Below are 14,761 nucleotides of genomic sequence, written 5' to 3'. Positions count from 1 at the left end.
GGCGGGCTCCAATGTCCTGAATGAGCTAGTGCTTGTAGGGTGCGGCAAAGTCGCACAAGGCGACCAAGTAGTGAGCTTCTCGCTCGGTAGGGTTTGAGAACACGAGAGGTTGATCCAGTCTCACGGCCAGGCAGTCCCCCTTTTGAAGAACATGCCGCCGCTCGCCCTGAGCAACGTCGATGCGCCCCTTGAGAACCCAGACTTGCTGATGCAGAGAGCCATCGTGTCGGCCGCTCTCGTACGCGACACGGGCTCCCGCCGGAAACCTCACCTCGGCCAGTTGCAACGGCGACCTCCCAGTGGGTGAGGTGAGAAGCCTGCGTGTGTAGCCGGACTGAGGATCCTTCCACTCGGTCTGGGCAGCCCTTCTCAGCAGCGGATCGTCGGAGGCGCCTCTCTCCGATGCCGAGCCGAACAGTGCGGCCATGGAGATACCCAGGGCGGACGCCAGACGGTCCAGAACGACGGCGGTCGGGCTTGCCTCGCCGCGCTCGATCAGTGAAATCATCGAACGGCTCACGCCAGATCGTGAGGCCAGGGTCTCCAGGCTTTCTTTCCGCGAAGTGCGCAACTCGTGCACACGACGGCCAATCGCGGTGTTGATGGAATCTGCGTCCTCCGTCATTCACTTCCATTACATTAGATAAAAATCCATAATAGTGGAGTCAAAACTGTAAGTCAACCAGGTGAAAGACATCCTTCACCAACAAAAAAAGGCCACCCCGAAGGGTGGCCTTGCTGCTCTACGTGTTGAGAGCGCGAATCAGTGGAACTGCTCTTCCTCGGTCGAACCCGTCAGCGCCTTCACGCTGGAAGAACCGCCCTGGATCACCGTCGTCACGTCGTCGAAGTAACCCGCGCCCACTTCCTGCTGGTGCGACACGAAGGTGTAGCCCTTGTCGCGTGCGGCGAACTCGGGTTCCTGCACCATCTCGGTGTAGTGCTTCATGCCTTCGCCGCGCGCATACGCATGGGCGAACTGGAAGGTGTTGAACCAGTTGATGTGGATGCCGGCCAGCGTGATGAACTGGTACTTGTAGCCCAGCGCGGCCAGGTCTTCCTGGAACGAGGCGATCTGCTTGTCGTTGAGGTTCTTCTTCCAGTTGAACGAGGGCGAGCAGTTGTACGACAGCAGCTTGCCCGGGCAGGCGGCTTGCACGGCTTGCGCGAATTCGCGGGCGAAGCCGATGTCGGGCACGCCGGTTTCGCACCACACGAGGTCGGCGTACGGGGCGTAGGCCACGCCACGGCTGATGGCTTGCTCCAGGCCGTTCTTGACGCGGTAGAAGCCTTCTTGCGTGCGCTCGCCGGTCAGGAAGGGCTTGTCGTTGGCGTCGTGGTCGCTGGTGATCAGGTTGGCGGCTTCGGCGTCGGTGCGGGCCAGCACGATGGTGGAGACACCCATCACGTCGGCGGCGAAGCGCGCGGCGATCAGCTTCTCGCAAGCCTCTTGCGTGGGCACGAGCACCTTGCCACCCATGTGGCCGCATTTCTTCACGGCGGCCAGCTGGTCTTCGAAGTGCACGCCAGCGGCACCGGCGGCGATCATGTTCTTCATGAGTTCGAAGGCGTTGAGCACGCCGCCGAAGCCGGCTTCCGCATCGGCCACGATGGGCAGGAAGTAGTCGATGAATTCAGCGCTGCCCGGCTCGATGCCACGGCCCCACTGGATTTCGTCGGCGCGCTTGAAGGTGTTGTTGATGCGGCGAACCATGGTGGGCACCGAGTCGTAGGCGTAGAGCGACTGGTCGGGGTACATGGTCTCGGAGGTGTTGCCGTCGGCGGCGACTTGCCAGCCCGAGAGGTACACGGCTTCCAGGCCGGCCTTGGCCTGCTGCATGGCCTGGCCGGCGGAGATGGCGCCGAAGGCGTTGACGTAGCCCTTCTTGGCGCCGCCGTTGACCTTGTCCCACAGTTTCTCGGCACCGCGCTTGGCCAGCGTGTGCTCCACCTGCATGCTGCCGCGCAGGCGCACGACGTCGGCGGCGCTGTAGCCGCGCTTCACACCTTTCCAGCGCGGGTTGGTCGCCCAGTCTTTTTCCAGGGCTTCGATCTGTTGGGCGCGGCTCAGTTGCTCGGTCAGGGATTGCGGCATTTGAATACTCCGTGAGGTTGATGGATCGGGGCGGCTGGCTTGCATGCAAACGCGGTGCCGTTGAGAAGACTTTAAGTCTTATAGAAGAGTTTTGGAAGCTCTTATGTCTTATATAAGATAAAAAATTTCTTGTTGTTTTTCAACGAACTATTTCTCAAATTTCTCAATGTAGAAATCCGTTTCTTGCATTGAGAAATTTTCTTGCGCCGCAACATTTTATGTTTTCATATTGCAAAACAAACATCTCTCATCCCGGAATACCCTGAAACGCTTCAGGCATGATGCGACCCACTTTCGTGCACACCCGTCAAAAACCGTGACTTCCCCGAACCGTTGGTGGGCCTATGCGTGCCTGGCCTTGAGCATGGCGCTGGTGGGCAGCTATGTGGCCCTCTCCAAGCCCCTGGTGCTGGTGTTCCCTGTGTTCCTGCTGGCCTGGCTGCGCTTTGGCATCGGCGGCCTGGCGATGTGGAACTGGTTGAAGAGGCCGGCCGACGAACCGCCGATGTCGCCACGCACGCGCGGCCTGCTGTTCCTCGAATCGTTCCTGGGCAACTTCCTGTTCTCCATCTGCATGCTGTTCGGCGTGAGCCTGACCACCGCTGTGGCCGCGGGCGTGGTGATGTCGTCCATCCCGGCCGTGGTGGCCTTGCTGAGCTGGCTGTTCCTGCGCGAGCGCATCGGCTGGCGCAGCGCGGCCGGCATTGCCTGCGCGGCGCTGGGCATCGGCCTGTTCTCGCTGCAGAAGGTGGACGCCGGCGCGGTGGTGGCCGACACCAGCGGCCCGTTCGGCATCAGCAAGGCGCTGCTGGGCAACCTGCTGGTGTTCGCCGCCGTGGTGTGCGAGGCCTCTTATGTGGTGATCGGCAAGCACCTCACCGAGGGCCTGGGGCCCAAGCGCATCTCGGCCATCATCAACCTCTGGGGTTTCGCGCTGGTCACGCCGTTCGGCCTGTGGGCGGCGTGGACGTTCGACTTCTCCACCGTCGCCCTGCCCGTCTGGGGCCTGCTGGTGTTCTACGCACTGGCCGCGAGCGTATGGACGGTGTGGCTGTGGATGACCGGGCTCAAGACGGTGCCCGCTTCGCAGGCCGGTGTGTTCACCGTGATGCTGCCGATCAGCGCGGCCGCCATCGGCGTGTTGTTCATGGGCGAGCGGCTGTCGCTCTTGCAGGGCGTGGCGTTCGGCATCGCCATGCTCGGCCTGGTGCTGGCCACCCTGCCCGGCCGCGCCGCGCCCAAGGCCTGAGCGTTTTTCAGAGGCACCAGAGGCCGGTGGGCTGGGTGATGCCCATCCACAGCGCCCAGCCCGAAGTGACGGCCAGGGCCAGCCCGGCCAGGCGGATGCCCCAACCACCCGAACGCGCGCCGCGCAGGCGCAGCAGCAGCCACGGCCCGGCGGTGAGCGAGACCGAGGTGCCGATGGAGAACAGGGCCATGATGGCCGCGCCTTCCAGCGCGTTGGCCGAGAGCGAGGCCACCAGCAATGCCGAATACAGCAGGCCGCAGGGCATGAGCGCCCAGGCCACGCCCAGCACCACCGGCGCGCGCGGCCCCAATGTCACCATGGCGGGCCGAGCGCGGCGCCACACCTGCTGCCCGAGGTTCTCGATCCAGGCCGGTTGGCGCGCGCGCCAGAGCAGCGCCGCGCCCAGGAGCAGCGCGGCCACATGGAACATGGTCCACACCGGCCGCAGCACCGCGGTGTTCGTGCCCAACCAGGCCAGGCCCTGCACCGAGCCGGCCGCGAAGGCGCCGAACAGCGCGTAGCCCAGCATGCGGCTCGCCTGAAAACCCAGCAGCGCCTGCGTGCTGCGCGCGCCGGCCGCGCGGCCGATGCCGGCGCAGGCCGCGCCGCACATGGCCACGCAGTGCGGGCCGCCCACCACGCCCATGAAGAGCGCCGTGATCGCCATGGAGGTTTGCATGGTGGGCGCCCGCGCCGGCCTCAGATGATGCGCGAGAAGCGCGCGCGGTCGAGGTCGACCTGCAGGTTCTTGTCGAACACCATGGCGATGGCGCGCACCAGGAACCAGCCGGCCTCGGTGACCTGGATGCCGGTCGGGCTCAGGCGCACCAGGCCCTCGGCGGCCAGGCCTTCGAGCACCTCGAGTTCGCGCGCGAAGTGGCTCTTGAAGCTGATCAGGTGGCCGAGTTCGATCGACTCGAACTGCACCTCGCCCTGGCACATGAGCGCCATGATCACGGCCCGGCGCAAGAGGTCGTCGCGCGTGAGCGCGAGCCCGCGCACGATGGGCAGCCGGCCCTGGTCGAGCAGGTCGCGGTATTCCTCCAGCGTCTTCGCGTTCTGGCTGTAGGTGGCACCGATGCGCCCGATGGCGGACACGCCGAGCGCGATCAGGTCGCAGTCGGGCTGCGTGCTGTAGCCCTGGAAGTTGCGGTGCAGGCGCCCCTGGCGCTTGGCGACCGCGAGCGCGTCGTTGGGCAGCGCGAAGTGGTCCATGCCCACGTAGACATAGCCGGCGTCGATCAGCGCATCGAGCGACATCGACAACATGCCCAGCTTGTCGCCCGCGCTGGGCAACTCGGCCGCCGAGATGCGCCGCTGCGGCTTGAAGCGCGATGGGAGGTGGGCGTAGGCGTAGAGCGCGATGCGGTCGGGCCGCAGCTCGTTCACCTGCGCCAGCGTGCGCGCGAAGGACGCGGGGGTCTGCAGCGGCAGGCCGTAGATCAGGTCCACGTTGACCGACTCGAAGCCGATGCGGCGCGCCGCGGCCACCAGCGCGAACACCTGTTCGGCGGGCTGCACGCGGTGCACGGCCTTCTGCACCGCGGGGTCGAAGTCCTGCACGCCAAAGCTCAGGCGGTTGAAGCCCAGGCGGGCCAGGGACTTCAGGCGGTCCTCGGTCACGGTGCGCGGGTCCACCTCCACCGAGTATTCGCCGCCGGGCGCCAGCGTGAAGTGGCGCCGCAGCATGGCCATGAGTTCTTCGAGCTCGGCATCGGAGAGGAAGGTGGGTGTGCCGCCGCCCAGGTGCAGTTGCGACACGCTGTGGCCCTGGCCCAGGTGCGCCACCTGCAGCTCCACCTCGCGCGCCAGATAGCGCAGGTACTCGGCCGCGCGCGAATGGTGTTTGGTGATGACCTTGTTGCAGGCGCAGTAGTAGCAGACCGATTCGCAGAACGGGATGTGCACGTACAGGGACAGCGGCAGGGCCATCGAGCCCGCGCGGCGCTGTTGCAGCGCCTGGATGTAGTCGTTTTCGGTGAACGCCTCCACGAACCGGTCGGCGGTGGGGTAAGAGGTGTAGCGCGGCCCAGGTACGTCAAAACGCCTCAGCAGCTCCTCGGATATGGCGTGGCTCAAGATCGAATCTCCATCAAGGCCCTCACTGTGCGGCAGAGTGGCCGCATTTCCCTTGATCCTGGTCAAAAGGTGGTGAACTGATCCGCTGCCGGGGCGCGGATTCGACACCACGGGGGGTATGCTGTAACCTTTTGCGAATCCGGACTTTTCTAATGGACGCTCAAAGCATCAAAGTCGCCTGCTCGAGCTGCAACCTGCGCGAGCTGTGCTTGCCCATGGGCTTGAACCCCGACGAGATGGACAAGCTGGACAAGGTGATCTCCAAGCGCCGGCGCATCAAGCGCGGCACGTCGCTGTTCAGCGTGGGTGACAAGTTCACGTCGCTGTACGCCGTGCGTTCGGGCTTTTTCAAGACCTGCGTGACCACGGCCGACGGCCGCGACCAGGTGACGGGCTTCCAGATGACGGGCGAGATCATCGGCCTGGACGGCATCGTGAGCGACCACCATTCCTGCAACGCGGTGGCGCTGGAAGATGCCGAGGTCTGCGTGATGCCGTTCGACCAGGTCGAGGAGCTGTCGCGCGAGTTCACCACCCTGCAGCACCACGTGCACAAGATCATGAGCCGCGAGATCGTGCGGGACCACGGCGTGATGCTGCTGCTGGGCAGCATGCGCGCGGAAGAACGCCTGGCGGCCTTTTTGCTCAACCTGGTGCAACGCCTGCACGCGCGCGGCTTCTCGCAGTCCGAGCTGGTGCTGCGCATGACGCGCGAGGAGATCGGCAGCTACCTGGGCATGAAGCTCGAGACGGTGAGCCGCACGTTCTCCAAGTTCGTGGAGGACGGCATCATCGATGTGAAGCAGCGCTACGTGCACATCAAGAACACCGACGGCCTGCGCAAGATCGTCAATCCTCAGTCTTGCGGATGACCAGCAGCGCGGTCAGCGCGCTCGACGCCGCCGTCACCCCCCAGAACACGAAGAAGGCCACGGTGTAGACCGCCTGGCGCGACCACGCCAGCGGCTGGCCGAACCAGTGCAGGTCGCCCGGGTCCACCATCGCGAAGACCAGCATCTCCAGCACCGCTGCCAGCAGGAAAGCCGGCCAGGCGATGCCCATCCAGTGGCGCGCCTGCACTTCAGCGCTCCGGTTGCGGCACCACCGGCGAGGCCGCGTGGTTGCGCGCCTGGTGCGCGGGCTGCAGCTTGATCAGCGCCTCGGCCTTGGCCTGCCCTTCCAGCGCCAGCGCGGCTTCGCGGTCGCGTTCGAACACGGCCTTGTCGAGCACCGGGTCGGCGTTGTGGACGGCGATGAAGGCGGTGATGAGGCTGGCCACCACCACCACCAGCGGGCCGCCCACCACCAGCCACATGTGTGGCACGCGCCACCAGGACACCGGCGGCACGGGGGCCGCCACGGCGGGAGAGCTGGATGGGTTCATGAGAGAGCTCCTTCGGGAAGATGGATCGGATCAGCGCGGCACGAGGAAGGCCGCCTTTTCGGAGACGTGGATCGATTCGTCGCCGATGGCGCGGATGTCGAAATGGATCGGGTGCGAACCCGGGCTCGCGGCATCGGGCGGGATCTGCACCCGCACCGCCACCGCGCGCACCTCGGTGGAGAGCACCTCCACCTCGGCGCTGGAGTCCAGCGCGATGCCCGGCAGGCCGGAGACACCGATGGCGTAGCGCTGCGGCGACTCGGTGGCGTTCATGATCTGCAGGCGGAACACGTTCTCGATGCGGCCCTGCTCCACCATGCGGGCCAGGGCGCCGCGGTCGCGGATCACGTCCACCTTGAGTGGCGTGCGCATGTAAAGACTCAGTCCCACGGCCAGGGTGATGGCCCCGAGGATCGCGGTGTAGATCAGCACGCGCGGGCGCAAGGCGCGCCGCAGCATCTGCCGCGTGGTCCAGCCGTTGTCCAGGCCGTTCTCGGTGGAGAAGCGGATCAGCCCACGCGGGTAGCCCACCTTGTCCATCACGTCGTCGCACACGTCGATGCAGGCCGCGCAACCGATGCAGTCGGACTGCAGGCCGTTGCGGATGTCGATGCCGGTGGGGCACACCTGCACGCACAGCGTGCAGTCCACGCACGAGCCCAGCCCCAGGGCCTTGGGGTCGGCCTTCTTCGAGCGCGGGCCGCGCGGTTCACCGCGCCGTGTGTCGTAGGTGACGATCATGGTGTCCCGGTCGAACATCGCGCTCTGGAAGCGCGCGTAGGGGCACATGTACTTGCAGACCTGCTCGCGCAGGAAGCCGGCGTTGCCGTAGGTGGCGAAGCCGTAGAAGAAGATCCAGAACAGTTGCCAGGGCCCGAGCGCGGCGGCCACCGAGAGCGCGCCCAGTTCGCGGATGGGCGTGAAGTAGCCGACGAAGGTGAAGCCGGTCCAGAGCGAGAAAGCGATCCACAGCGCGTGCTTGAGCGAGCGCTTGCCCAGCTTGCTGGCGGACAGGGCGGACTGGTCCAGCCGCAGGCGGGCCGAGCGGTCGCCCTCCACCTTCTTCTCGATCCACAGGAAGATTTCGGTGTAGACCGTCTGCGGGCAGGCGAAGCCGCACCACAGGCGGCCGGCCACGGCGGTGAACAGGAACAGCGCGAAGGCGCAGATGACCAGCAGGCCGGTGAGGTAGATGAAGTCCTGCGGGTAGAGCACCAGCCCGAAGATGTAGAAGCGGCGCGCCTCCAGGTCGAACAGCACGGCCTGGCGCGCGTTCCACTCCAGCCAGGGCAGCCCGTAGAACACGAGCTGCGTGATCCAGACCATGACCCAGCGCCAGTTGGCAAACAGGCCCTGGACCGATCTCGGCTGGATCTTCTCGCGCGCGGCGTACAGGGACACCATCGTCTCGTCATCGACGGGGACGATGGGAATGGGGGCTCTGGGCTTGCTGGACGGACTGGTCACGTGGTGCAGATCGATCAGTTGCCGGCCGCTGCCGCCGCGCCGCCCTTGTTGGACAGGCCCCAGACGTAGGCGCTCAGCACATGGATCTGGTCCGCGTTGAGCTTGCCGGCCTGTGCCGGCATCTGGTTGTTGAAGCCCTTGGTGATGGCGCGCACCACGGCGTCTTCGCCCCAGCCGTGCAGCCAGGTGTTGTCGCTGAGGTTGGGCGCGCCCATGGCGGTGTTGCCTTTGCCGTCCGCACCGTGGCAGGCGGCACAGGCCGCAAAGCCGGCGCGGCCCAGCGCGGCGCGCACCGAGTCGTGCGGGCTGCCCGAGAGGCTGAGCACGAAGTGGGCGACGTTGCGCACGTCGTCCGGCGTGCCCACGGCGGCGGCCATGGGCGGCATGACGCCGTTGCGGCCCTGGGTGATGGTGGCCTTGATCGCCTCGGGCTCACCGCCCCAGAGCCAGTCGCGGTCGGTCAGGTTGGGGAAGCTGCGCGCGCCGCGCGCGTCCGAGCCGTGGCACTGGGCGCAGTTGTTCATGAACAGGCGCTCGCCGATGGCCATGGCCGAGGCATCGCCCGCGAGCTGTTGCGGCGTCATGCCGTTGAACTGCGCGTAGATCGGTGCGATGGCCTTCTCGACCTTGGCCACCTCGGCCTTGTGCTGGCCGTCGGACGACCAGCCCAGCAGGCCCTGGTACTTGCCGAAGGTCGGGTACAGCAGGCCGTAGGCGATCGAGAACACGCAGGTGATGATGAAGAGGTAGACCCACCACTTGGGCAAGGGGTTGTTCATCTCGCGCAGGTCGCCGTCCCACACGTGGCCGGTGGTGTTGTCGGCCGTGGCCTTGACCTTGGTGGTGCCGCTGATCCAGAGCAGGACCAGGCACGCGATGATGCTGACCACGGTCAGCACGGCCACGTACCAGTTCCAGAATTCGCTGGTGAAGTCGCTCATGACGGTTCTTTCGTGCTGTCGGTGGTGGCTTCGTCCTGGAACGGCAGCATCGCTGCCGCGTCGAAGCGGGACTGGTTGCGCCGGGCCCAGGCCCAGGCCACGATGCCCAGGAAGGTCATCAGGCTGATCACGGTGACGGCGCTGCGCAGGTCATTGATGTCCATGTGATGTTCTCCTTGGCACTCACTTGATGGCGGTGCCCAGCACCTGCAGGTAGGCGATGAGGGCTTCCATCTCGGTCTTGCCCTTCACGTCGGCCTGGGATGCGGCGATCTCTTCGTCGGTGTAGGGCGCGCCCAGGGTGCGCAGCACTTCCATGCGCTTGGGCAGGCCGGCCTCGTTCACGGTCTTCTTCTCCAGCCAGGGGTAAGCCGGCATGTTGGACTCGGGCACGAGGTCACGCGGGTTGTTCAGGTGGATGCGGTGCCATTCGTCGCTGTAGCGCCCGCCCACGCGCGCCAGGTCGGGGCCGGTGCGCTTGCTGCCCCACTGGAAGGGCCGGTCGTAGACGAATTCGCCGGCCACCGAGTAGTGGCCGTAGCGCAGCGTCTCGGCCTGGAAGGGGCGGATCATCTGCGAGTGGCAGTTGTAGCAACCCTCGCGCACGTACACGTCGCGCCCGGCGATCTGCAGCGCGCTGTAGGGCTTGAGGCCCTCCACCGGCTGGGTGGTGGACTTCTGGAAGAACAGCGGAACGATCTCGACCAGACCACCGACCGCGATCACCAGCACGATGAGCACGATCATCAGGAAGTTGTTGGTCTCGATCCGCTCGTGGGTGAAACCCTGGGGCTTGTTGTTGTCGGCCATGTTTGTGGCTCCTCAGGCGTGGGCGGGGTTGAGAGCGGGTATGCGGACGTCTTCCACGCGGCCGTTGCGCGCGGTCATCACCGTGTTCCACAGCATCACGCCCATGCCGGCCAGGTAGAGCACGCCACCGAGCAGGCGGATGACGTAGAACGGGAAGGTGGCCTTGACCGATTCGACGAAGGTGTAGGTCAGGCTGCCGTCGGGGTTGACGGCGCGCCACATCAGGCCCTGCATCACACCGGCGATCCACATCGCGGCGATGTAGAGCACGATGCCCAGGGTGGCGATCCAGAAGTGCAGCTCGATGGCGGGCACCGAGTACATCTTCTTCTGGCCGTACAGGCGCGGAATCAGGTAGTACATGGAACCCATGGTCACCAGGCCCACCCAGCCGAGCGCGCCGGAGTGCACGTGGCCCACGGTCCAGTCGGTGTAGTGCGAGAGCGCGTTGACCGTCTTGATCGACATCATCGGACCCTCGAAGGTCGACATGCCGTAGAACGAGAGCGAGACGATCAGGAAACGCAGGATGGGGTCGTCGCGCAGTTTGTGCCAGGCGCCCGAGAGCGTCATGATGCCGTTGATCATGCCGCCCCAGCTGGGCGCGAGCAGGATGAGCGAGAACACCATGCCCACCGATTGCGTCCAGTCCGGCAGCGCGGTGTAGTGCAGGTGGTGCGGGCCGGCCCACATGTAGGTGAAGATCAGCGCCCAGAAGTGCACGATGGACAGGCGGTACGAGTACACCGGGCGCTCGGCCTGCTTGGGGATGAAGTAATACATCATCCCGAGGAAGCCGGCGGTGAGGAAGAAGCCCACGGCGTTGTGACCGTACCACCACTGCACCATCGCGTCCTGCACGCCGGCGTAGGCCGAGTAGCTCTTGAAGATGTCCACCGGCAGCGCGGCGCTGTTGACGATGTGCAGCACCGCCACGGCCAGGATGAAGGCGCCGAAGAACCAGTTGGCCACGTAGATGTGGCGCACCTTGCGCAGGCCGATGGTGCCGAAGAACACGATGGCGTAGGCCACCCACACGAGGGTGATGAGCACGTCGATCGGCCACTCCAGCTCGGCGTATTCCTTGCCCGAGGTCATGCCCATGGGCAGCGAAACCACGGCCAGCAGGATCACGGCCTGCCAGCCCCAGAAGGTGAAGGCGGCGAGCTGCCCGCCGAACAGCCGCACCTGGCAGGTGCGCTGCACCACGTAGTAGCTGGCGGCGAACAGGCCGCAACCGCCGAAGGCGAAGATCACCGCGTTGGTGTGCAGCGGCCGCAGGCGGCCGTAGGACAACCACTCGACGCCCAGGTTGAGCGCCGGCCAGGTCAGCTGCGCGGCGATGATCACGCCCACCAGCATCCCCACCACGCCCCAGACCACCGTCATGATGGCGAACTGCCGAACGACTTTGTCGTTGTAGACCGCCGACTGGCTGGCCCTGTTGGTCACGGACATACACATACTCCTTGCCAATGTCACTGCCGACAGTGTGCGCAGGGAGTTCCTGTTTGGCCTTGACCTAGGTCAAGCGCGCCCTCAATCGCCCTTGAGGATGCGCTCGCCTTCGCGTTCGATGTTGTCGAACTGCCCCGCCTGGAGCGCCCACCAGAACACGCCGATGATGCCGAACACGAGCAGCACGGACAGTGGGATCAGGAGATAGAGGATGTCCATCGAATGCCTTCAGTGCCGCGCCAGGCGCAGGGCGTTGCCGATCACCAGCAGCGAACTCGCCGCCATGCCCAGGCCGGCCAGCCAGGGCGGCATGTAGCCGGCCAGCGCGAGCGGCACGCTGACCACGTTGTAGGCCGCGGCCCAGGCCAGGTTCTGCCGCACGGTGCGCAGCGTGGCGCGCGCCTGCGTGAGGGTGTCGACCACGTCCATGACCTGGCCCCCCTGCACGATGAAGTCCGACTGCGACTGCGCCAGCGGTGCCGCGTGGCCGAGCGCGAAGGAGGTGTCGGCGCGCGCGAGCACGGGCCCGTCGTTGAGGCCGTCGCCCACCATCGCCACTTTCAGGCCACGCGCCTGCAGCGCCGCGATCTCGGCCAGTTTCTGCTCGGGCGAGGCGCCCGCGATCACGTGGTCCACGCCCACCACCTGGGCCACCTGCCGCGCGGCGGTCTCGCGGTCGCCCGACAGCAGCCAGGTGCGCACACCGAGCGCGCGCAGCGCGGCCACGGCGGCCACTGCGTCGTCGCGCAAACTTTCCTGCAGAACAAAGCTCGCGATCCAGCCGCGGGCGTCGCTCAGGTGAACGGCAGGCAGGTGCTCACCGGCCACCGAGGGCGGGAGGCCGCAGTACCCGGCCGAGCCCAGGCGCACCCAGCTTCCGTCGGGCCGCAAGGCCTGCATGCCCTGCCCTGCCCGCTCGGTATGCCCTGCCAGTGGAGCCAGGTCGGGCTGGCACGCCATGGCCTCGCGCGCGATCATCCGGGACACGGGGTGCAGCGAGCCTTCGGCGAGGGCGCCCGCCAGCGCCCACGCGTCCGAGAGGCTTGCACCTTCCCGGAGGGTGACCTTCTGCAGCGCCAGGCGGTCGTGCGTGAGCGTGCCGGTCTTGTCGAACACCACCGCGTCGATGCCCGCCAGCGCCTCGAAGGCCTGCAGCCGGCGCACCAGCACGCCGCGCCGCGCCAGCGCGCCGGCCGAGGCCAGCATGGCCGTCGGCGTGGCCAGCGACAGCGCGCAGGGGCAGGTGACGATGAGCACGGCCACCGCCACCGCGAGGGCCTGCGTGTGGTCGATCTGCCACCAGTAGAAGCCGGCCACGGTGGCCGCGAGCAGCACGAAGACGAGGAAAGGCGCCGCGACGCGGTCGGCCAGCACGGCCAGGCGGGGCTTCTCGGTCGAGGCCCGTTCCATCAGCTGGACGATCTGCGCGAAGCGCGTGTCGGCGCCGAGGCGGTCGATGCGCACCCGCACCGGGCCGCCGAGGTTGAAGCTGCCGGCCACCACGCCCTGCCCTGCCTGGAGCGACAACGGGTGCGACTCGCCGGTCAGCAGGGCTTCGTCCACCATGGCCAGGCCATCGAGCAATTCACCGTCGGCCGGGAAGGCCTGGCCGGCCTGCACGCGCACGGTGTCGCCCACGCGCAGGCGGCGCAGCGAGACGGACTCATAGCCGCCGTCGGGCTTCTGCCGCTCGCAGACCTCGGGCAGCCGGTTCATGAGGCCGTCGAGCGCGCCGGCCGTGCGGTCGCGCGCCTTGTGCTCCAGGTAGCGCCCGCCCAGCAGGAAGAACACGAACATGGTCAGCGAGTCGAACCAGACCTCGGCGCCCCAGGGGCCGGTGGGGTCGAAGGTGGCGGCCGAGCTGACGAGGAAGGTCACGAGGATGCCGATGGACACCGGCGTGTCCATTCCCACGCGGCCGTGCTTCAGGTCGCGCCAGGCGCTGGCGAAGAAGGGGCCGCTGGCGAAGAACACCACGGGCAGGCTGATCACCCAGCTGGCCCAGCGCAGCAGCTGGTTGATGTCGGGCGGGATCTCGCCGGGCGCGGTCACGTAGGCGGGCCACGCGTACATCATCACCTGCATCATGCAGAAGCCGGCCACGAAGAGGCGCCACAGCGCCTGGCGGGTTTCGCGCAGGCGTTCGCTGACCGAGAGCGCGTGCTGCATGGGCAGCAGGCGGTAGCCGGTGTCGCCCAGCGCGCGGGCCAGGCTGGAGAGGCGCGTGCGCGTCGGGTCCCAGCGCAGCGTGAGGCGCCGCGTGGCGGCGTGCACCTGGGCGCGTTGCACGCCGGGCAGGTGCTGCAGCACCGACTCGACCGTGTCGGCGCAGGCGGCGCAGTACATGCCCTGCACCACCAGCACGGATTCGGCACCGGCGCCCTCGCCATCGGGCGCGAGGGCGCGCGTGAAGGTCTCCTGTTCGACGGGGTCGTCCAGGACGGCGAAGTCGTCGGTGACCGTGAGGGAGCCGCGGTGGGTGCCCAGCCAGTCGGCGCGCGGTGGCCATGGCGTGGCCTCGCCTGCCGCAGGGGGCGGGACGGCGGGCGCGGGAGGGGCAGGCACGTGGCTTGCCACGAGCGCGGAGGCGGCCGGGTTCATGGTGGGAGCGTATTCCACGCCGTGCTTCGGGCCATTGACATAGGTCAACACCTGAGGCCCCTGCTTTGTTACCCTGAGGGTTCCGAGTTCAACCACACAAGGAGATCAACAATGTACAAGCGAATTCTCGTGGCGACCGATGGTTCGAAGCTGTCGCAGAAGGCGGTGGAGCATGGTCTGAATCTGGCCGATCTGACGGGTGCCGAGGTGGTGGCGCTCAAGGTGATTCCGCGTTACCCGCAAACCTATTTCGAGGGTGGTGTGGCGTTGGCGGCGGCCGAGGTGGCCCGCATCGAGAAACAATGGCAGGAAGAGGCGCTGGTGGCGGTGAATGCGGTGAAGTCGGCCGGGCAGTTGCGTGAGGTGAAGGTGAAGCCGGTGACGGTGAAGTCCGATCTGGTGGCCGAGGCGATCATCGCGGCGGCCAAGCGCAACAAGTGCGATCTGATCGTGATGGCTTCGCATGGGCGTCGGGGCATCAAGCGTCTTTTGCTGGGCAGTGAGACGCAGCAGGTGCTGACGCATTCGCACATTCCTGTGCTTGTTCTGCGCTGACGTTTTTTTTGGGGTGATACCTCGCGGGAGTCAGGGGCAGCGGGCTCTGCTCCGCGGGTGTCCCCCGGCGGCTGGTGCCGCCTCCTCCTTTACCCCGCTGCGCAGAGCCCACTGCCCCTGAC

The 14,761-nt window shown here is 66.6% G+C and carries 16 protein-coding genes; 3 read left to right on the top strand and 13 right to left on the bottom strand.

From position 1 onward, the window contains the following. Window positions 1–25 precede the first annotated feature (25 nt). Both AC3WPZ_RS17075 and aceA read right to left on the bottom strand, forming a co-directional pair. Window positions 26–625: a helix-turn-helix domain-containing protein gene (locus AC3WPZ_RS17075; RefSeq protein ID WP_444686727.1), complete on the bottom strand. Its 600-nt coding sequence runs from the start codon at window positions 623–625 to the stop codon at window positions 26–28. Window positions 626–763: 138 nt separating this feature from the next. After that, complete coding sequence (aceA, locus tag AC3WPZ_RS17070) at window positions 764–2,095, bottom strand: isocitrate lyase (protein ID WP_382157324.1); 1,332 nt, start codon at window positions 2,093–2,095, stop codon at window positions 764–766. Window positions 2,096–2,411: 316 nt separating this feature from the next. On the opposite strand from aceA, the gene AC3WPZ_RS17065 reads away from it, so the two are divergent. Beyond that, complete coding sequence (locus AC3WPZ_RS17065) at window positions 2,412–3,344, top strand: DMT family transporter (RefSeq protein ID WP_444686728.1); 933 nt, start codon at window positions 2,412–2,414, stop codon at window positions 3,342–3,344. Window positions 3,345–3,351: 7 nt separating this feature from the next. On the opposite strand, the gene AC3WPZ_RS17060 is transcribed toward AC3WPZ_RS17065, so the two are convergent. Together AC3WPZ_RS17060 and hemN are read right to left on the bottom strand one after the other, a co-directional pair. Beyond that, entirely contained in the window at window positions 3,352–4,023 is a 672-nt protein-coding gene (locus tag AC3WPZ_RS17060) for a sulfite exporter TauE/SafE family protein (protein ID WP_444686729.1), read from the bottom strand. 20 nt (window positions 4,024–4,043) lie between these two features. After that, window positions 4,044–5,423 (bottom strand): oxygen-independent coproporphyrinogen III oxidase, encoded by a 1,380-nt coding sequence (hemN, locus tag AC3WPZ_RS17055; protein WP_444686730.1) that lies wholly within the window; start codon window positions 5,421–5,423, stop codon window positions 4,044–4,046. Window positions 5,424–5,575: 152 nt separating this feature from the next. On the opposite strand from hemN, the gene fnr reads away from it, so the two are divergent. Continuing rightward, the gene (gene fnr, locus AC3WPZ_RS17050; protein WP_492440722.1) at window positions 5,576–6,295 is read left to right on the top strand and encodes a fumarate/nitrate reduction transcriptional regulator Fnr; all 720 of its coding nucleotides are present in this window, start codon (window positions 5,576–5,578) and stop codon (window positions 6,293–6,295) included. Here the strand turns inward: fnr and AC3WPZ_RS17045 are convergent. The 9 genes from AC3WPZ_RS17045 to AC3WPZ_RS17005 all read right to left on the bottom strand — a co-directional run bounded on the left by AC3WPZ_RS17045 (window position 6,273) and on the right by AC3WPZ_RS17005 (window position 14,102). After that, window positions 6,273–6,485, bottom strand: a complete 213-nt coding sequence (locus AC3WPZ_RS17045) for a hypothetical protein (RefSeq protein ID WP_444687483.1) — start codon at window positions 6,483–6,485, stop codon at window positions 6,273–6,275. The two genes, fnr and AC3WPZ_RS17045, sit on opposite strands and share 23 nt — an antisense overlap. Window positions 6,486–6,504: 19 nt before the next feature. Then, window positions 6,505–6,807, bottom strand: coding sequence for a nitrogen fixation protein FixH (locus AC3WPZ_RS17040; protein ID WP_291118207.1), 303 nt, complete (start codon window positions 6,805–6,807; stop codon window positions 6,505–6,507). A 30-nt stretch (window positions 6,808–6,837) separates the two neighbouring features. Beyond that, the gene (ccoG, locus tag AC3WPZ_RS17035; RefSeq protein ID WP_444687484.1) at window positions 6,838–8,211 is read right to left on the bottom strand and encodes a cytochrome c oxidase accessory protein CcoG; all 1,374 of its coding nucleotides are present in this window, start codon (window positions 8,209–8,211) and stop codon (window positions 6,838–6,840) included. A 77-nt stretch (window positions 8,212–8,288) separates the two neighbouring features. Further along, window positions 8,289–9,215 carry a cytochrome-c oxidase, cbb3-type subunit III gene (gene ccoP, locus AC3WPZ_RS17030; protein WP_444686732.1) on the bottom strand — a complete coding sequence of 309 codons (927 nt, stop codon included), beginning with the start codon at window positions 9,213–9,215 and terminating at the stop codon, window positions 8,289–8,291. Further along, window positions 9,212–9,379 (bottom strand): cbb3-type cytochrome oxidase subunit 3, encoded by a 168-nt coding sequence (locus AC3WPZ_RS17025; protein ID WP_444686733.1) that lies wholly within the window; start codon window positions 9,377–9,379, stop codon window positions 9,212–9,214. The genes ccoP and AC3WPZ_RS17025 overlap by 4 nt, the downstream gene beginning before the upstream one ends. Window positions 9,380–9,398: 19 nt before the next feature. Further along, window positions 9,399–10,025: a cytochrome-c oxidase, cbb3-type subunit II gene (gene ccoO / locus AC3WPZ_RS17020; RefSeq protein WP_291118216.1), complete on the bottom strand. Its 627-nt coding sequence runs from the start codon at window positions 10,023–10,025 to the stop codon at window positions 9,399–9,401. Window positions 10,026–10,037: 12 nt separating this feature from the next. Further along, window positions 10,038–11,483, bottom strand: coding sequence for a cytochrome-c oxidase, cbb3-type subunit I (gene ccoN, locus AC3WPZ_RS17015; RefSeq protein WP_492440720.1), 1,446 nt, complete (start codon window positions 11,481–11,483; stop codon window positions 10,038–10,040). An 81-nt stretch (window positions 11,484–11,564) separates the two neighbouring features. Beyond that, entirely contained in the window at window positions 11,565–11,702 is a 138-nt protein-coding gene (gene ccoS, locus AC3WPZ_RS17010) for a cbb3-type cytochrome oxidase assembly protein CcoS (RefSeq protein ID WP_204735344.1), read from the bottom strand. 9 nt (window positions 11,703–11,711) lie between these two features. Continuing rightward, window positions 11,712–14,102, bottom strand: coding sequence for a heavy metal translocating P-type ATPase (locus AC3WPZ_RS17005; RefSeq protein ID WP_492440718.1), 2,391 nt, complete (start codon window positions 14,100–14,102; stop codon window positions 11,712–11,714). Between the two features lie 93 nt (window positions 14,103–14,195). On the opposite strand from AC3WPZ_RS17005, the gene AC3WPZ_RS17000 reads away from it, so the two are divergent. After that, on the top strand, window positions 14,196–14,639 hold the full coding sequence (locus AC3WPZ_RS17000) for a universal stress protein (RefSeq protein ID WP_291118227.1): 444 nt from the start codon (window positions 14,196–14,198) through the stop codon (window positions 14,637–14,639). Window positions 14,640–14,761: the final 122 nt, after the last annotated feature.

Source organism: Hydrogenophaga sp. FW305-3-2-15-A-LB1 (assembly GCF_058787875.1).
Note: the sequence above shows the minus strand (reverse complement) of the source record. Positions and strands in the feature narration are given on the sequence as shown.